Annotated in this window: 19 protein-coding genes and 1 pseudogene; 11 read left to right on the top strand and 9 right to left on the bottom strand. The window is 69.8% G+C overall.

Translation table 11 applies throughout. The features are described from left to right. Positions 1-33 precede the first annotated feature (33 nt). On the top strand, positions 34-429 hold the full coding sequence (locus tag MKW14_RS34630; protein ID WP_240869847.1) for an ArsR/SmtB family transcription factor: 396 nt from the start codon (positions 34-36) through the stop codon (positions 427-429). Between the two features lie 593 nt (positions 430-1,022). Continuing rightward, entirely contained in the window at positions 1,023-1,760 is a 738-nt protein-coding gene (locus MKW14_RS34625; RefSeq protein ID WP_240869846.1) for a phosphotransferase, read from the top strand. A gap of 317 nt (positions 1,761-2,077) precedes the next feature. Here the strand turns inward: MKW14_RS34625 and MKW14_RS34620 are convergent, their stop codons facing one another. The 4 genes from MKW14_RS34620 to MKW14_RS34605 are packed head-to-tail and all read right to left on the bottom strand — an operon-like array spanning position 2,078 to position 4,597. Then, positions 2,078-2,551, bottom strand: coding sequence for a hypothetical protein (locus MKW14_RS34620; RefSeq protein ID WP_240869845.1), 474 nt, complete (start codon positions 2,549-2,551; stop codon positions 2,078-2,080). Positions 2,552-2,581: 30 nt separating this feature from the next. Beyond that, entirely contained in the window at positions 2,582-3,460 is an 879-nt protein-coding gene (locus tag MKW14_RS34615; protein ID WP_240869844.1) for an alpha/beta fold hydrolase, read from the bottom strand. Between the two features lie 31 nt (positions 3,461-3,491). Beyond that, positions 3,492-4,193 carry an SDR family oxidoreductase gene (locus tag MKW14_RS34610; protein ID WP_240869838.1) on the bottom strand — a complete coding sequence of 234 codons (702 nt, stop codon included), beginning with the start codon at positions 4,191-4,193 and terminating at the stop codon, positions 3,492-3,494. Beyond that, positions 4,190-4,597: a hypothetical protein gene (locus MKW14_RS34605; RefSeq protein WP_240869836.1), complete on the bottom strand. Its 408-nt coding sequence runs from the start codon at positions 4,595-4,597 to the stop codon at positions 4,190-4,192. The genes MKW14_RS34610 and MKW14_RS34605 overlap by 4 nt, the downstream gene beginning before the upstream one ends. 328 nt (positions 4,598-4,925) lie before the next feature. Between MKW14_RS34605 and MKW14_RS34600 the strand changes: the two genes are divergently transcribed. The 3 genes from MKW14_RS34600 to MKW14_RS34590 all read left to right on the top strand — a co-directional run bounded on the left by MKW14_RS34600 (position 4,926) and on the right by MKW14_RS34590 (position 6,272). Beyond that, positions 4,926-5,495, top strand: a complete 570-nt coding sequence (locus tag MKW14_RS34600) for a TetR/AcrR family transcriptional regulator (RefSeq protein ID WP_240869834.1) — start codon at positions 4,926-4,928, stop codon at positions 5,493-5,495. 161 nt (positions 5,496-5,656) lie between these two features. Continuing rightward, complete coding sequence (locus MKW14_RS34595) at positions 5,657-5,989, top strand: TDT family transporter (RefSeq protein WP_240869832.1); 333 nt, start codon at positions 5,657-5,659, stop codon at positions 5,987-5,989. A gap of 85 nt (positions 5,990-6,074) precedes the next feature. Continuing rightward, entirely contained in the window at positions 6,075-6,272 is a 198-nt protein-coding gene (locus MKW14_RS34590; RefSeq protein ID WP_240869829.1) for a hypothetical protein, read from the top strand. Positions 6,273-6,450: 178 nt separating this feature from the next. Here MKW14_RS34590 and MKW14_RS34585 read toward each other — a convergent pair whose 3' ends face one another. Then, positions 6,451-7,272, bottom strand: a complete 822-nt coding sequence (locus tag MKW14_RS34585; RefSeq protein WP_240869827.1) for an ABC-2 transporter permease — start codon at positions 7,270-7,272, stop codon at positions 6,451-6,453. Positions 7,273-7,275: 3 nt separating this feature from the next. Further along, entirely contained in the window at positions 7,276-8,205 is a 930-nt protein-coding gene (locus MKW14_RS34580; RefSeq protein WP_240869825.1) for an ABC transporter ATP-binding protein, read from the bottom strand. A 214-nt stretch (positions 8,206-8,419) separates the two neighbouring features. Between MKW14_RS34580 and MKW14_RS34575 the strand changes: the two genes are divergently transcribed. Continuing rightward, positions 8,420-9,661: a sensor histidine kinase gene (locus MKW14_RS34575; RefSeq protein WP_240869823.1), complete on the top strand. Its 1,242-nt coding sequence runs from the start codon at positions 8,420-8,422 to the stop codon at positions 9,659-9,661. Continuing rightward, a complete protein-coding gene (locus tag MKW14_RS34570; RefSeq protein WP_240869822.1) occupies positions 9,658-10,335 on the top strand; it encodes a response regulator in 678 nt (225 codons plus the stop codon). The genes MKW14_RS34575 and MKW14_RS34570 overlap by 4 nt, the downstream gene beginning before the upstream one ends. Here MKW14_RS34570 and MKW14_RS41820 read toward each other — a convergent pair. Then, positions 10,318-10,935: an Rv1733c family protein gene (locus MKW14_RS41820; RefSeq protein WP_441349316.1), complete on the bottom strand. Its 618-nt coding sequence runs from the start codon at positions 10,933-10,935 to the stop codon at positions 10,318-10,320. The two genes, MKW14_RS34570 and MKW14_RS41820, sit on opposite strands and share 18 nt — an antisense overlap. 245 nt (positions 10,936-11,180) lie before the next feature. Between MKW14_RS41820 and MKW14_RS34555 the strand changes: the two genes are divergently transcribed. The 4 genes from MKW14_RS34555 (at position 11,181) to MKW14_RS34540 (ending at position 15,999) form a co-directional block, all read left to right on the top strand. After that, positions 11,181-11,621: a pyridoxamine 5'-phosphate oxidase family protein gene (locus MKW14_RS34555; protein ID WP_240869819.1), complete on the top strand. Its 441-nt coding sequence runs from the start codon at positions 11,181-11,183 to the stop codon at positions 11,619-11,621. A 177-nt stretch (positions 11,622-11,798) separates the two neighbouring features. Continuing rightward, complete coding sequence (gene pflB / locus MKW14_RS34550) at positions 11,799-14,060, top strand: formate C-acetyltransferase (protein ID WP_240869818.1); 2,262 nt, start codon at positions 11,799-11,801, stop codon at positions 14,058-14,060. A gap of 11 nt (positions 14,061-14,071) precedes the next feature. Next, complete coding sequence (gene pflA / locus MKW14_RS34545; protein WP_240869817.1) at positions 14,072-14,806, top strand: pyruvate formate-lyase-activating protein; 735 nt, start codon at positions 14,072-14,074, stop codon at positions 14,804-14,806. 503 nt (positions 14,807-15,309) lie between these two features. Continuing rightward, positions 15,310-15,999 carry a response regulator gene (locus tag MKW14_RS34540; protein WP_240869816.1) on the top strand — a complete coding sequence of 230 codons (690 nt, stop codon included), beginning with the start codon at positions 15,310-15,312 and terminating at the stop codon, positions 15,997-15,999. A gap of 108 nt (positions 16,000-16,107) precedes the next feature. Here the strand turns inward: MKW14_RS34540 and MKW14_RS34535 are convergent, their stop codons facing one another. Both MKW14_RS34535 and MKW14_RS34530 read right to left on the bottom strand, forming a co-directional pair. Further along, the gene (locus MKW14_RS34535; RefSeq protein ID WP_240869815.1) at positions 16,108-16,788 is read right to left on the bottom strand and encodes a CBS domain-containing protein; all 681 of its coding nucleotides are present in this window, start codon (positions 16,786-16,788) and stop codon (positions 16,108-16,110) included. Positions 16,789-16,815: 27 nt separating this feature from the next. Further along, positions 16,816-17,272, bottom strand: a pseudogene (locus MKW14_RS34530) (cyclic nucleotide-binding domain-containing protein). Positions 17,273-17,383: the final 111 nt, after the last annotated feature.

Here is a 17,383-nt window from a genome sequence, read left to right as displayed (position 1 = left end):
TTCATGTGTTCATGGCGCGCGTACCATGAGTCCATGGGTCACGGAGCAGCACCTCCCGACAACAGCGTCCCGCGCACGCGCCTGGACGCGACCAACGCTGCCAGGGTCGCCACCACCCTCCAGGCCCTGGCCACCCCCTCCCGGCTGCTCATCCTCGCCCGCCTGCGCGAAGGCCCCCTTCCGGCGACCGAGCTGGCGGAGGAGGTCGGCATGGAACAGTCCGCCTGCTCCCACCAACTACGCCTGCTGCGCAACCTCGGCCTGGTCGTCGGCACCCGCAACGGCCGCTCCGTGGTGTACTCGCTGTACGACAACCACGTCGCCGAACTCCTCGACCAGGCCCTCTACCACGTCGAACACCTTCGCCTCGGCCTGAGCGACACCGCCGCCGCCACAGAGCCGGAGCCCGCTGCCCTACCTGGCGCCTGATCACTTCTGCCGCGGGTCAGTCCCGTTGGTTCAACACTCCGGTCAGTTCGCGGTCGGCAGCACGGGCCGCATCCAGCTCCTCGTGCCCCTTGGCAACGATCACGAGTTGGACGGTGCCAGGGTGCGCGATGAGCTGGGCGGGGTCGAACGAGTTGGGCGTGCCGAGGACGGACAGCGCGAGGGTCGCGTCGGCCTGTGGAACCCGCCTCCGACGAACTGGCCGCCTCGGCACGGGCGTTGCGCGCGGAGCTGGACGAGACGAATCTCGATGGCAGCTCGATGCTGTACGCGCCTTCGCCGGCTGCCTCAACACGGCTGCCCCGGATCGGGCCAGAGTGGGGATCCGGCTCCGCGATCGCCGCCAGTCAGGTCCGCCTCGAACGGTGTGTAGCCGCCGCTGTGTTCGGCCATGAGCCGCTCGTCGACGTAGACCTGCGCGGCATGGGTGACGGAGCCGAACGCAGGATCACGCGTTCACCGCTCCAGCCGCGCGGTACGCGCACGTCGCCTGCACGTCCGCTCTGGCTTCGGCCAGCTGCTCGGAACTGACAAGTCATTGACAATTCGAGGTAACGATCGGGCAGGGTGGAGGCATGCCTGAGTCGTCCTTGCCTGGAGGTTTCGTCAATACCGTCGTTCGTGTCGGGGACACGGTGCGTCGTCCAGCCTCTGCTCGCACGAAGTTCGTGGGTGATCTGCTGGGGTTGCTCGAAGCCGGTGGCTGGAGTGGAGCTCCGCGGTACCTCGGCGTGGACGGGGAGGGCCGTGAGGTGCTCAGTTACCTTGCTGGTCATGTGGCGTGGGAGCCGCGGCAGCCTGTTGCCGTGTCGTCGGACGAGAGTCTGGTGGCGGTCGCCCGGCTGGTGCGCGAGTTCCACGACCTGACGGCCGGCACTGCACTGGCTGGAGAGCACGAGGTCGTGTGTCACAACGACCTGTCGCCCAAAAACACGGTCTATCGGCTGGTCAGTGGCGAGCTTCGGCCGGTGGCGTTCATCGACTGGGACTTGGCGGCGCCGGGTGGCCGGATCCATGACGTTGCTCATGTCTGCTGGCAGTACCTCGGTCTCGGAACTGCCGTGGTCGACGTCGGGGAGGCGGCCCGGCGCATGAGGCTGATTGTTGACAGTTACGAACTGTCGGACCGGCAACGTCTTGTGTCATCGGTCTTGTGGTGGCAGGACCGGTGCTGGCGTGGCATCGAGGCCCAGGCCGACGCGGGCGACGTCGCCATGGTCCGACTCCGTGATGCCGGGGTGGTGGGGGAGGTTCAGAGGGCGTATCAGTGGGTTTCCGATCAACGGGGTGCTTTGGAAGGCGCACTGCGGTGAGTGCGTGGCGGTAGTCAGTCCTGGCTGTGGAGCGGCTTCCTGCCAAGGTCGGTCAGGGCGATGAAGGCACGTTCGTTGCCCAGATGCTTCGGTGTCGGACGGGCAGGAGCGGGGATGCCTGCCAGGCGCTCTGTGAGCGCCATGAGCGCTTCGCGGTCGCCTTCGAGGGTTTCACGTTCGTCGTCGGTGAGGTTGAGTTGTTCGAGATCTGGTCGATGCCGTCTCTCACGGCCAGGAGCTGTCCGCGGCTGGACTGCTTGGGGACGTAGAACGGACAGCGCCCGGCGCCGAAGCCGTCCTCACCCTCCGCACCGTCATCAGCAACGGCGAGTTCCCCGACTGCTGGATCTTCCACGCGCGGAAAGAGCACGAACGACTCCATCCCTTACCCGACCAGCACATATACGCACCTCAAGCCTGACGAGGGAACTGCCGCACTCCACCGCGTGGCGCTCCTTGTCGGCGCGGACCTTGTCCGCGGGTCGCGGGGCCGGAGCGTCCGCGAGCGCCATCGGTTCCTGAACCGGAGCCAGGTCGACCGGCCCCCGCCCGTGAACGACGGCCGCCTCAAGCGGCATCGTGTCCACCGAGATGTCACGGCCGTGAACCGCATAGCCGCGCGCCCCGTTCAAGAGCACCACCGTGCCCGCAGTCCGCACACACAAAGTAGTGCCCCCGGTCACGCAACCCGGCGGGACGAAGCGGCCGGACTGCCTGCCGTATGACAGGCAGTCCACCATGACATCACGCATCCAGGCAGGAACGTCCACCTCGATCTGGATCTCCGTCATGCCCCGCCCCTTGGGGCGTCAAGAAGGCGCTCACGCCGCCGCGTTGAGGAGGCCGGCCAGCACGTCGGGTCGTTCCAGGGCGATGAAGTGGCCTGCCTTCGGGACCTGTGTGAAGTCGGCGGCCGGCAGCAGGTGTCGGTTGGCGTCCCGGTCCGAGGGGCGGGACCAGTCCTTCTCCCCGTAGACGAAGTGGACGGGCGCCTTGACGTCGCGGTAGCGCGAGCGGGCCGCGATGAGGCTGGGCAAGGCCTGGTAGACGGCGCGGGCGACGGTCGGATAGCCGGGGCGGGTGCCCACCTGGAGGAGTTCGGCCACGTAGTCCTCCCGCAGCGCGCTCTTGTCGCCGAGACCGCCCTGAAGGATCTTGGTGAGGGCGGGCCTGGGTTCCACCCCGGCGATCACCGGGCCCACGCCGGGGGCGAGGACACCGCTGACCACCACGCGGGCGAGGAGGCTGGAGCGGGCGATCCCGCCCCGGAAGTCGTACGTGTTCACCGGGACGACGCGCCGTACCCGTGCCGGGAGGTCAGCAGCGGCGGTCAGGGCGAGCACCGCTCCCATGGACTCGCCGACCAACGTCACGTCGTGCAGGTCGAGTTCGGTCAGCAGCCGCTTGACGCCCGCGCGCATGGCCGGCTCGTCGTACGAAGCGCCGGGGACGATCTCGGAGTAGCCCATCCCCGGCAGATCAAGGGCGTACACGGTGTAGTGGTCCGCGATCAGGGGGATGAGGAGGCGGAAGTGCTCGGCCTGGGTGCGCACGGTGTGCAGCAGGACCAGGGGGGCGCCGGTACCGGCCTCCAGGTAGCGCAGGGTGCCCTCATGGCCGTCGCGTCCCGCCTGCGGGGCGAGGGTGTGGATGGTGGTTCCGGGGATGCGGATGGTGGGACGGGGGTCCTGGGTGGGCATGTCGCCGGCTCCTTGAGCGGAAAAGGGGGTGCTACTTGGCCAGTTGGGGATACAGCGCCGCGAGGTCGGCGGCGAGGCCTGCCTTGACCTGGCGGGAGATGTCGTCGGCGAGGACCTCGTGGGCGCCGGTCTCGACGCCGTCGAGGGCGAGCCGGGCGACGTCTCGGGGGTCGGACTTGGGGGCGTCGACGCCGGCGGTGAGGTCGGTGTCGACGTAGCCGACGTGCAGGCCGGTCACGGCGATGCCTCGCGGCTGCAGTTCCAGGCGCAGGGAGTTGGTCTGTGACCACAGGGCGGCCTTGGATGCGCTGTAGGAGCCGCCGAGGGCGATCCAGGAGAGCACGGAGTGCACGTTGAGGAGGTGGCCGCCGCCGTTGCGTTCGATGACCGGTGCGAAGGCGCGGGTGAGGAGGAGGGGGCCGTAGAAGTTGGTCTCGAACTCCCGGCGTACGTCGTCGAGCGGGGAGTCGAGGAAGGATGCGCCGACCGAGGCGCCGGCGTTGTTGATCAGCACGGTCACGTCCTGCGCCTGCGCGGCGGCCGCCGCCACGGAGCTCGGGTCGGTGACTTCCAGAGCCACCGGGACGGCGTCGGGGTGGGTCACCGAGCGCGGGTCGCGGGCGGTGGCGTAGACCTTGCCGGCACCGCGTGCGTACAGCTCCTCCACCAGGGCCTTGCCGATGCCTCGGCTGCCGCCGGTGACGAAGACGTTCGCGTTCTTCAAAGTGGTCATGACTGCCTCCACGGAATGAGAAACCGATCGGTTTCCAGTACGGTAAACCGATCGGTTTCCCAGCGCAAGCCCGGCAGGCTGCCGGCTTCAGCGCCGCGTTCCGTATCCGTGGATCCCTGGGACGACGAGTTCTCCACCTGTCTGTCCGGCCTGGTCGATGTCGGCGTAGTCCAGGCTGAGTTGGAGCTTGAGGTCCACCTTCCGACCGTGTCGTAGAGCCACTCCGGAACGGTGTCGGGCGTCAGGTGGAGGCGGATGGCCGGAGGCAGGGGGATGCCCTCGGCGCCGGAGAGGGTGCCCGTCAGGCTCTCGACGTACATCGTGATGCGGTCGCCTCGCAGCGTGGACGTCGAGCCGGGCGCTCCGTCAATGTGCTGGATCTGCGGGCCGACGGGTACGGCCATCTTCAGGTCGTGGATGGTGACGGCAGCCGCGGAGGCTCACGACAACAGCCGTGCCGCGACGTCGAGCAACCAGGCGCGCCATCGGCCCGCGCGGGCTTGGACTTCTCCGGGTCGCTCCGGGGGGGGGGTGGCTGTGGTGGACTGGTCCTGGAAGCGCGATGGGGCGCCGATGTCCGGTCGCCCCCGTCAAGGCGCTTGCCCGGCCTCCGACACTTCCTGGCGGCCGGGTTTCGAAGTCGCTGCGGTTCATCACCGTCGAGGATCACCACGGCACAGGCTTGCAAACCGATCGGTTTTCAATGGTGCGGAATCGAGTTAACCTCGCAATATGACCACCGAGGCGAAGTCAAGCTCCCGAGAGCGGTTGCTGGAGGCAGCGGCCACGCTCACTTACCGAGACGGTGTCCACATCGGCGTCGACGCGCTGTGCAAGGCGGCGGGAGTGTCGAAGCGCTCCATGTACCAGCTGTTCGAGAGCAAGGACGAGCTGCTGGCGGCGAGCCTGGAGGAGCAGGCTGCCTCCTATGTGGCGGCCCTCCTCCCCCCGGCGGACGACGACCGTCCACCCCGCGAACGGATTCTGCACGTCTTCGAACGGGCGGAATCCGTGGCGGGTGCACCCGACTTCCACGGCTGCCGCTACCTCGCCGTACAGATCGAGCTCAAGGACCAGAGTCACCCCGCGAGCCGGGTGGCCCACCGGGTCAAGGGGGAACTGACGGCGTTCTTCCGCGCCGAGGCCGAGCGGGGCGGGGCGAGCGCCCCGGACCTGCTGGCCCGGCAGCTCAGTCTGGTCTTCGACGGCGCCAGCGCCCGTGCGGGAATCAAGGCCGACACGGCGGGAGGGCTTGTCGTCCCCACGGTGACCACGCTGCTCGCTGCGGCGGGTATGCGCTGACGTATCGCTCCTTCGGAGGCCCTCGGTGGCCATACCGACGAACAGGCCAACCAGGCCGCCCGCACGGTCACCCGGGCCCTCCAGGAGGCCGGATACCGTGCGCTCAACCCGTCCGTCGGCTTCCCGCAGGAGCCGACGGCAGCTTCGACACCGTCACCGCCGTGCTGGCCGGCTACGGCACCCTCATGGTCCTGGCCCAGTTGCGCATGCCGCCCGTCTTCGTGCGCCTGCCCTTCATGCCCAGCACCTGGGCCTTCACCTTCTCGTGGGCCGCCGTCGCCAGCGTCACCCTGCGCTGGAACGAGCACGGCCACCCCTCCGGCCACCTGACCTACACGTACCTGCTGCTCGCAGCAATCACCCTGCTCATCGGCGGGATCGCCATGCGCACCCTGGTCGCCCTGGTCCGGGGGCAGCTTCTACCCAAGTCGGGTCCGCCTGTCCCGGTTCAAAGTGAGGCCGTGGGCGGCCGGGCTGGCGGTAGCCGGGTCTGAGCGTACGACCCAGATACCCGAGGATCGCTGTCGCTGTGACGACTGCGGCCGGCGTGAGCTGGACGACGGTGCTTGACCGGTCACCATGGAGCAGCGGCATGGCGGCGACTGCGCCGAGGGTCACCGCGGCGGCGATCGCGGTGGCCCGTCGGTTGCGCGTGAGCATCACCGTGGCCAGGGCGATCGCGAGGGGCAGCAGCAGGATCGCTGCGAGATCGACCAGGAGGTAGACGACGAGGATCCCGGTCAGGGCGCCGAGGGGTTTGCGGCGGCGCAGCAGTAGGGCGATCGTCGTTTCCGTCAGTGCCAGGATCTGGAAGATCGTGTGGGTCTGTCCGCGGCCCGTCGCGGCGTGGCCGGCGATCCACACCGCTCCGATCACCGCGGCGACAGCGGCTGGGGCGACGTCCCACAGGCGTTGCCGCGGCGGGGAACTGCTGTGTGTGTCCTCGGCGCGCATGTCAGGCGTCCTGACGGTGCAGGCGGATGGCGGCGAGGCCGAGGAACACGATCGGATACAGCAGCAGCACGATCAGGGATGCCGGTCGGGACAGGGCACCGGCTTGCAGGTGCAGTCCGGTCAGCTGGCCGGCCAGGTCGCCGGGGAGCCATGTGCCGATCCGCACGTTCCACGGTGCCGGCAACGCGGAGACGGCGCCGGGCACCAGGAACACCAGGCCGAACAGGCCTGCCACGCCGCCGGCGGTGCTGCGGGTCAGCGTCCCCAGCCCCAGCCCGGTCAGCGCGATCGCGGTGAGGTACACGCCCATCGCCAACAGGGCCCGGACGACACCGGGATGCCCAAGGGCCAGGCTGGTTCCCGTGGGGTCCAGCAGCGCCTGAGTGGGGAAGAACGTCGCGAACGACAAGGCGGTGCCGATCAGCAGCGCGATCGCGCCGATCACGAGGGCCTTGGCGGCCAGGACGGCCCGGCGTTGCGGGGCGGCGGCGAAGGTGGTGCGGATCAGTCCGGTGGAGTATTCCGAGCTGACCGCGAGGACGCCGAGGGTTGCGATGATCAGCTGGGCGATTTCGAAGCCGCGGAAGGTGGTGGCCATCGGGTCGAAGCCGGCGCGTTCGGCCGCGGTCAGATGCGGCCAGCGGCTCGCGGTGGATTTGGCGACCAGCGGTCCGATGCCTACGGCCAGGGCTGTCGCGCCGGTCAGCATGGCGTAGGTGGAGCGGGTGGCGCGCAGCTTGACGGTCTCGGCACTGATCAGGCCTTTGAACCAGGCGGCGGGGCCGACGGTGGCCAGGCGGGCGGTGGCGGTGAGCATGGACATGGTTCATCGCTCCCCAGTGAGTTCGGCGGCCAGGGCCCGGTGTTCGACGGCGTCGGCGGTGAGCTGCATGAACGCCTCCTCCAAGCTGGCCTGATCGGGGCGCAGTTCGTGCAGTTCCAGCCCAGCCTCGTGGGCCAGGTGGCCGATGCGGGCCGCGGTCAGGTCGGTGACCGCGAGCGTCCCGTCCCCTCTGGCTTCGACGGCTGCGCCGTCGGCGATCAGTACCCGGGCCAGGTCACCGCCGTACGGTGCGCGGACGATGACCCGGGCGGCGGAGCCGTCGGCGATGAAGTCCTGCGTGCTGGTGTCGGCGATGAGCCGGCCTCGGCCGATGACGATCAGGTGGTCGGCGGTCTGGCTCATCTCCGACAGGAGGTGGCTGGAGACCAGCACGGTGCGGCCTTCGGCGGCCAGATCACGCAGAAGGTCGCGCAACCAGCGCACGCCCTCGGGGTCCAGACCGTTGACCGGCTCGTCGAACATGAGCACTGACGGGTCGCCGAGCAACGCGCCGGCGATGCCGAGGCGTTGCTTCATCCCCAGGGAGTAACCGCCGACCCGGCGGCGCGCAACCGAGCCGAGGCCGACCTGTTCCAGCAGGGCATCGACCCGCGAGGGCGCGATGCCATTGGCGCATGCCAGGGCGCGCAGATGCGCGGTGCCGGTGCGCGCGGGGTGCACCGCGGTGGCGTCCAGCAACGCACCGACCTGGTGCATCGGCCGGACCAGGCCGCGGTAGCGGTGGCCGCCGATGGCGATGTCGCCGCGATCCGGGGTGTCCAGGCCGAGAATCATGCGCATGGTGGTGGACTTGCCCGAGCCGTTGGGGCCCAGGAAACCGGTGACACGTCCCGGCTCGACCGTGAAAGTCAGGCCTGATACCGCAACGGCCTCGCCGTAGCGTTTGGTGACGTCCGCGACTTCGATTTTCACGGGTCAGCTCCTCGTTGGTGAGCGGTTCGGATGGCCCGTCCAGGTTCACCCGAGGTGCCCGTCCAGATCGTCGGCCCAGGGCATCGGCCTTCGGCTACAGCCCTGGTCGGTGCCTCTTGTCGAGCTGTTGGCGGTTTGTCAGACCGGGGTATGACGGTGCGGGTGGGACCCTGGGCTGATGTGGCGCTGAGCTGGAAGGACTAGCGTGGCCCGGATGAGTGTGAGTGTGATGCCGGCCGCGGAGCTGCCGATGCTGCGCTCCCGCCGTGCTCGTGTCGGGGACGTACTGCTGGCGGTCGCGCTGGGGGCGTTGCTGGTCCGCTCGGCGCTGCTGCCGATGCCGCATCGGGCGATCACGGCACCGCCGTGGCTGGCGGTGATCACCGCCGTCGCCGCGGCAGCGGCGGTGGCATCGCGCCGGGTGGCTGCGTTGACCGCGCTGGTGGTCGCGGTGGTCGCGACGGTGGCCTGCCAGCTGATGGGCGTCGAGCGGGACTCGTTCCTGGCCGTCGCGCTGGTCGGTTACATCGTCGCCGCCACTCGGCCGCCGAAGGTGTCCGCGCCGGCGATGGCGTGCGCCGGAACGCTCGCGTTGATCGGCTTCGCGCTGACGCCGCTGCGGTTCGGTGACGCCCCGCCCGACTGGTGGCGCACCGCTGCCACTGCGGCGGCGGCGCTGGCGGTGCAGGCGGCAGGCTGGGCGCTCGGACTGGCCGTCTACCGGCAACGCCGCTACCTGGCGGCCGTGCGTCGCCAGGCGCAGGAGCAACTCCGCGCCGAGAAGGAGTCCTCCGGGCGGGCGCTGGCCGAGGAGCGGTTGCGCATCGCCCGGGAACTGCATGACATCGTCGCGCACGCCATCAGCGTGATCACGGTGCAGGCCGGCGTCGCCCGGCATGTCGCCGCCACCCGGCCGGACCAGGCGGGCCAGGCGCTGGCGGCGATCGAGACGACCGGCCGGCAAGGGCTGCACGACATGCGGCAGTTGCTGGGCGTGCTCCGGGACGCCTCCGCCGAGACCACCAGCGCCCCGGCCCCCGGGCTCTGCGACGTGGCGGCGCTGTGCGCCGGCACCCAGGCCGCAGGGATCGCGGTGGAGTTGTCGGTACGCGGGACGGTGCGACCGCTGCCGGCGGCCATCGAGCTGTCGGCCTACCGCATCGTGCAGGAAGCCCTCACCAACACCGTCAAACACGCGGCCACCGACCACGCCCGCGTCGCGCTTCAGTACGGCGCCGACGAGCTCACGGTCGAGGTCACCGACGACGGCGCCGGTACCGCAGCGAGCGAAACGACCCCCGGCGGCCACGGCATCGTCGGGATGCGGGAACGCGCCGCGCTGCACGGCGGCACCTGCACCGCCGGCCCCCTTCCCCTGAGGGGATTCCGGGTCGCGGCCCGTATCCCCGTTCCGGCCGGGGATCCCGCCGTCGGCGGCCCAGGACTGGCCGCATGAACAGCCCCGCGACGCGAACCCCCATCAGTGTGCTGATCGCTGACGACCAGGCCCTGGTCCGCGGTGCCTTCGGCGTCCTGGTCGACGCCGATCCCCGCATGCGAGTAGTCGCCGCCGCCGCTGACGGGGCCCAGGCCGTCACGCTGTGCGCCGAGCACTGCCCGCAGGTTGTGCTGATGGACGTGAGGATGCCCGAGCTTGACGGCGTCGAGGCGACTCGGCGGATCACCACCCGGGACCCAGCCGTCAAGATCCTCATGCTCACAACCTTCGACCTCGACGAATACGTGTTCGGTGCACTGCGCGCCGGAGCTTGCGGGTTCCTGCTCAAGGACACTCCGCCAGAGGAGCTTCTCAACGCGATCGCGGTGGTGGCGGACGGCGAGGCGCTGCTGTCACCCACCGTCACCCGCCGGCTGATCGAGGAGTTCACCCGCCGCCCCGAACCGGCCCGAGGACCGCTGCGGAGCCTGGACGGCCTCACCGACCGCGAACGCGACGTGCTGCTGCTGATCGGACGAGGCCTGTCCAACGCCGAGATCGCCGACCGACTGCATCTGGCCGCGCCCACCGTCAAGACGCATATCAGTCGGCTGCTGGCCAAACTCCAGGCCCGTGACCGGGCTCAGCTGGTCATCGCCGCCTACGAGAGCGGACTACTCGACAGCGCGTGAATCGACGCCGCTCGACGCGGTGCCACAGGCTGCCGGAACGCGGCCGCTCCCCGCCATTCTGAGCGGCCGAGAACTCAGTCGTAGGCCCGGGTAACGGGCCGGGTTTGGGCCCTCGTGGGTCAGCTGGTCTTGTGCCCCCACTGTGGGCCGACCAGGTTCCACTCCCTGTCCCACTGCGCGATGCGCCGTCGGTCGAGGTAGCACCGCCCGCTGCTTCCGGCGCCGAACCACCACGGCGCTCAGAGCAAGGGCAGCCACGGTCCCCAGGAGCCCCGCCTCAACGGCAGCCCTGGTAGGCGTCGGCGGCTGGGTACTCAACTTTCCCTGAGCGTCGAGCCAGATCCTGACCGTGGAGCCGGCCTTCCGTCCGGTGGACACGAGCGTCATGCCCTGGTGCGCGGAGCCGTCCGATGATGTCCGGCGAACGTGCGCCGACGCCGGATCTCTGCCCCTTCCCGCGGCCGGCGTACGTGGGACCTCGTTGAGCAGTACGGTGCGGACGGGGATCCGCTCGGCGCGCTGCTGGGTGAAGACCTGGTCGGCTGCGTGGGCGGTCACCAGGCCGACGATCGTGCCGCCCACCGCTACGAGGGCCCACACGGTCAGCAGGAGCCATGCCTCAAGGACGTCGTCGTGCCGCCGGATCTCCGCGTCGCGGCGGCCCACTTCGGCTGGGTACCCGTCGTACGCCTGCTGCCGGATCCGGAGGATCCAGGCCTGCTGGTCACTGTCCGGCTGTCGGGGGCGGGCCGGCGGCACACTGCGGGGCACCGTCCCGACCTGTACCCGGCGATCTGGCACAGGCACAGCAGCAGGTGTCCACCGGGTGAAGGACGGGCTGAGTCATGTACTCGAACGATGGTTTCCGCGAACTCGACCGTCAGGAGTGCTTGGGCTTGCCGGCCACGGCGCCTGTCGGCCGAATCGTCTACACGCGCCAGGCCCTGCCCGCGGTCGCGCCGGTCAACTTCGCACTGGACAGTGACGGGGTGGTGCTGCTGCGCGCCTCGGCGGCCTCGGGGCTGGCCCGTGCTGTCGATGGCGCGGTCGTCGCCTTCGAGGCGGACGCGGTTGATGCAGTCGCGTGCTCGGGCTGGAGCGTCGTCGTCACCGGTCGGGCCGTGGTCGTGACCGACGCGGCCGAGCAGGAACGTCTGGACCGGATCGGCCCGGACTCCTGGGTCCCCTCACCCCAAGAGGTCTTCGTGCGTATTGAGCCGGAACTGGTCACCGGGCGTGAACTCGTCCGCGGCCGCACGATGTACGGCTTGCACCTCTCCGTCTGAGCGCCGGTGACGGCTGCCAAGGCCGGGGACCGATCGGCCCCATGGCGTTGGGGCCGGACGGCGCGGCAACGGGTTCTCGCGGGCCCTGCTGCGGGTGGTGACGAGAGACGAGCATCGACAGCGGAGCCGCCCGTGGGACCGTCCGTGAGCGGTGTCGTGAACGATGCGGAGGCAGTGATGACCGTGGCAACCCGTCCAGACGTGGACGCGCCCGCTGAGGCTTGGCGTGGATTCGCCGGCCGACGCTGGCGCGACCGGATCGACGTACGCGACTTCATCCAGGCCAACTTCACGCCGTACGTGGGCGGTTCCGAGTTCCTGGCCGGCGCGACCGAGCGCACGCTCGCCGTCTGGCGCAGGGTCAGCGCTTTGTTCCCCGAGGAGCGCCGAAGGGGCATCCTCGACGTGGATGCCGCCACTCCTTCCACGATCACCTCGCACGCCCCCGGGTACATCGACCGGGAGCGTGAGCTGATCGTCGGGCTGCAGACCGACAGCCCCTTGAAGCGGGCGATCATGCCCAACGGCGGGCTGCGCATGGTCGAGAACGGGCTGCAGGCGTACGGCTACGAACCCGACCCGTTCGTGAGGAAGGTCTTCGGCGCCTACCGCAAGACCCACAACGACGGCGTCTTCGACGCCTACACCCCCGCGATGCGGGCCGCCCGCAAGGCTGGGATCATCACCGGGCTGCCGGACGCCTACGGCCGCGGCCGGATCATCGGCGACTACCGGCGCGTCGCGCTGTACGGCACCACCAGGCTGGTCGAGGCCAAGCGGGCCGAGCGGGCCCTGCTGGACGCGCGACCCTCCTCCCCGGACGTCATCCGCGACCGGGAGGAACTGGCCGAGCAGATCCGGGCGCTCGGGGAACTGGCCGAGATGGCCGCCTCTTACGGCTGCGACGTCACCCGCCCCGCCGCCACCGCGCACGAGGCGGTGCAGTGGCTCTACTTCGGCTTCCTGGCGGCGGTGAAGGAGCAGAACGGCGCCGCGATGTCACTGGGGCGCACCTCGACCTTCCTGGACGTCTACCTCCAGCGCGACCTGGACGAGGGCCGCATCGACGAGGCCCGAGCCCAGGAGCTGATCGACGACTTCGTCATCAAACTGCGGATCGTCCGGTTCCTGCGCACACCCGAGTACGACGCGCTCTTCTCCGGCGACCCGACCTGGGTGACGGAGTCCATCGGCGGCATCGGCGCCGACGGCCGCCCACTGGTCACCCGCACCTCCTTCCGTTTCCTGCAGACGTTGTACAACCTCGGTCCGGCCCCGGAGCCGAACCTCACGGTGCTGTGGTCGCCACGGCTGCCGGAGGGCTTCAAGCGGTTCTGCGCGCAGGTGTCCATCGACACCAGCTCCATCCAGTACGAGTCCGACGAGCTGATGCGCCCGCGCACCGGCGACGACACCGCGATCGCCTGCTGTGTGTCCGCCATGGCCGTCGGCAAGCAGATGCAGTTCTTCGGCGCCCGCGTCAACCTCGCCAAGGCCCTGCTGTACGCGATCAACGGCGGCCGGGACGAGCTGACCGGCGAGCAGGTCGCCCCGGAGATGCCCCCGCTGACCGGCGAGTACCTGGACTACGAGGAGCTGTCGGCCGCGTACGACCGGACGCTCGACTGGCTGGCCGAGACATACGTCGACGCGCTCAACGTCATCCACTACATGCACGACAAGTACGCCTACGAGCGCCTCGAGATGGCCCTGCACGACTACCCCGTGCACCGGTTCATGGCCTGCGGTATCGCGGGCCTTTCGGTGGCCACCGACAGCCTGTCCGCCGTCAAGTACGCCCGGGTGAAGGTGATCCGGGACCAGAGCGGACTCGCGGTGGACTACGAGACCGAGGGCGAGTTCCCGCCGTACGGCAACAACGACGACCGCGCCGACGGCCTCGCCGTCGACCTGGTGGAATCCTTCATGGCCAAGGTGCGCAAACACCCCACCTACCGGGACGCCGAGCACACCCAGTCCGTCCTGACCATCACCTCGAACGTGGTCTACGGCAAGCACACCGGCAACACCCCCGACGGCCGCCGCGCCGGAGCCCCCTTCGCGCCCGGCGCCAACCCGATGAACGGCCGAGACCGGCACGGTGTCGTCGCATCGGCCCTGTCGGTGGCGAAGCTGCCGTACGAGGAGGCACGGGACGGCGTCTCCCTCACCACGACGATCACCCCCGAAGGTCTGGGCCACGACCCCGGCGAGCGCGCGGGCAACCTGGTCGGCATCCTCGACGGGTACATGACCTTCGGCGGCTTCCACATGAACGTCAACGTGCTGAACCGGTCGACGCTCGAGGACGCCATGGAGCACCCGGAGAAGTACCCGGAGCTGACCATCCGGGTCTCCGGATACGCGGTCAACTTCGTCCGGCTGACGCGCGAACAGCAGCTCGACGTGATCAGCCGCACCTTCCACGGGTCGCTGTGAACACCACGACGATGCCGGCGACGACCGGCAGGATCCACTCCTGGGACCTGTCCACCGGCGTGGACGGTCCCGGGACCCGGTTCGTGCTGTTCGTCAGCGGATGCCCGTTGCGCTGCCTGTACTGCGCCAACCCCGACACCTGGCACCTGCGGGACGGGAGGGAGACCTCGGTGGACGAGGTGATGGCGGAGATCGAGAAGTACCGGGGTTTCGTGGCCGCGGCCGGGGGAGGGGTGACGGTCACGGGCGGTGAGCCGCTGCTCCAGCCGGCCTTCACCGGCTGCGTGCTGCGACGCTGCAAGGAGGCCGGACTGCACACGGCGTTGGACACCTCCGGCTTCCTGGGCGCCCGTGCCTCCGACGAACTCCTCGCCGACACCGACCTGGTGCTGCTGGACATCAAGTGCTTCGACGTCACCACCTACCGCGAACTGACCGGCGGCCGACTTGCCCCGACCCTCAGCTTCGCCACCCGCCTCGACCGCCTCGGCGTCCCCGTCCACATCCGCTACGTCCTCGTCCCCGGCTGGACCGACGACCCGTCCGCCGTGGACGGCCTCGGCGCCTTCCTGGCCGGGCTGGGCAACGTCGACCGGGTGGATGTCCTGCCTTTCCACAAGCTCGGCGCCCACAAGTACGACGCTCTCGGAATCGACTTCCCGCTGCGGGACACCCCCGTCCCGGCTCCGGAGCTGACGGAACGGGTGCGTGAACAATTCCGGGAGCACGGCCTGCGGACGCTGTGAGCCGGGCCGCTCGTGTCGGGACTGGGCGCGTGGAACTGCCCACGTCCGCACCGGGCGGCCGCCCAACAGCGCCGATATCCCTGCGCCGCGTAGGTCCCGCCATCCACTGTCCGACCGCCCAGCCGGGCCACCCAGCTCTCACGCAGGGACCAGCGGCCTGTGCAGCCTCAAGCACCGCATGCGGACCCTGAATTCGTAAATGTGAAGGAGGCCCACTGTGCCCTGCAACGTGACCGCAGGGACAGACGGCTCGCCCGCGAGCATTACCGCCCCGAATGGACGGCCCGGGAAGCCCTGCTCCGCGACATCAGGTCCCGGGAGCGGGGCCGAAGGGCCTTTGCTGCCGGGTGCCACCAGGGTGCCTGACCCCGGATTGCGGATCTCCGAGGAAACAGGGCCGACCGGCCCTGGCCCTTCCGCCAGGATCCGACCAAGATCTCCCACGGACCTCGATACGGTCGACAAGCGGACATCGAAGAGAAACGCGGAACCAGGGAGCAGTGATGGCGGACAGCGAGCAGCCCGGCCCCGACAGCCCGATCCGGGTCTTCCTGCTGGACGACCACGAGGTGGTACGACGCGGGGTGCGCGACCTGCTGAACGACGAGCCGGACATCGAGGTGATCGGTGAGGCCGGCACCGTCGAGCAGGCGCTGGTGCGCGTCCCCGCGCTGCGTCCGCAGGTGGCGGTCCTCGACGTCCGTCTGCCCGATGGTGACGGCGTGACCGTGTGCCGGGAGCTGCGCTCGAAGATGCCCGAGCTCGCCTGTCTGATGCTGACCTCCTTCGACGACGAGGAGGCCCTGCTGGACTCGATCATGGCGGGAGCTTCCGGGTACGTCCTCAAGCAGATCCAGGGCTCGGACCTGGTGTCCGCCGTACGCACCGTCGCCGCCGGCCAGTCCCTGCTGGACCCGAGCGCCACCACCAAGCTGATGGCCCGATTGCGCGGCGGTCAGCAGCAGGAGGAGCCGGACGGGCTGCAGGGCCTGACCGAGCGGGAGCGCGAGATCCTCGCCCTGATCGGCGAGGGTCTCACCAACCGCCAGATCGGCCGGCGGCTGTACCTGGCCGAGAAGACGGTGAAGAACCACATCTCCCGCCTGCTCGCCAAGCTCGGCGTGGAGCGCCGTATCCAAGCAGCCGTCATCGCCACCCAGGTCCAGGACCGGCAGAAGCAGGCAGGGCACTGAGGCCCCCGGACGGGCAACGAACTCCAACGCCGACCGCCCGCACCGCCTGGCCTGTACCGCTTGGATCCGGGGTGCGGGTCAGGCCTATTGACCTGCTGGGTTCTCGGCCTACGCCGGTGATGGGCGGCCGGCAACCGAGTACGGTGTGGTGACGGTGAGCTCGAACTCTACGTCCACCACACCCTCGACGGCCCGCACCAGGCGCGCGGCCACCGGCACGAGGGACGCGTCCCGGGCGTGGCCGCTGAGCTTCACCACGCCGTCCCGCACCTCCACCCGGATGGTCGACACCAGCGCGGGGAAGAGATGCGCCACGACCTCCCGACAGACCTCCTCCCCGATCTCCTCGTCGCTGCGCAGGAACACCTTCAGCAGGTCGGCGCGGCTGACGATGCCCTCGAGGAGGCCCACGTCGTCGACGACGGGGAGCCGTTTGACCTTGGCGTGCGCCATGATCCGCGCGGCTTGTGCGAGCGTCGCGTTTGCGCGGACGGTGACGGCGTGGGAGGTCATCAGGTCCTCCGCGGTGAGCCCGCCGGCCTTCGCCAGGTCGTCGAGGCGGCGCAGTTGGGTGTACCGGTCCGGGTCGCTGTCGCGGAACTCCTCCTTCGGTAGCAGGTCGGCCTCGGAGACGACGCCGACCACGCGGCTCTCGCCCTCGAGGACGGGCAGGGCGCTGACCTTCCAGTCCTGCATCAGCCGCACGGTCTCCTTGAACGTGGCCCGCCGGCCGACGGCGGCGACCGTGTGGGACATGACGTCACTGACGATGTGCGGGGTGCCGTACATGCTGACTCCTTCGTCGCTTCGGCCCGCTCACACGACGCTGCCGGCGTCATAGGGGGCGTAGAGGTCCAGCAGCCGGGTCCTGGCGGAGCGCAGGCGGTGGGCGAGTACCTCGCCGACCCACTGGGTGACGGCCCTACCGAGGCGCCGGGTCGTCCTGGCACAGGAAGCGGACGGCCGTGGCGTCGAACTCGTAGGCCCGCACCGGCGTCGTCGCCGTGGCGCCCAGGTGCCATACGTTCGGTGGGAACAGCCAGGACCAGCCGACGAGTTCGTTGTGACCGAGGGTCTCGATGACGGCGGTGCGCCGGCCGGGGACGTGTGTGTCGAGTTCGATCGAGCCGGTGCGGATGATCCAGAACCGGTCCGCGCGGGCGCCTTCGTCGACGATGCGCGTTCCCTGCGGGAAGAACACCTCCCGGGCCAGACGCATGAGGCGCTGCCGGTGCTCGGTGGGCAGTGCGCGCAGCATGGTGGGCGTGTTCATGGCCTGCCTCCCGGACGGGGCGTGGGGAACTGGCACTTTCAGCCTGTGTCGGTGACCGGGAGTATGCGAGGGGCCATCCGGCCCGGAGCACGGACCAGCCGTCCCGAGGCG

The organism is Streptomyces gilvus, from assembly GCF_022513565.1.
Lineage (GTDB): Bacteria > Actinomycetota > Actinomycetes > Streptomycetales > Streptomycetaceae > Streptomyces > Streptomyces gilvus.
The sequence above is the reverse complement of the archived record's forward strand: the minus strand, read 5'-3'. Positions and strand labels throughout refer to the sequence as shown.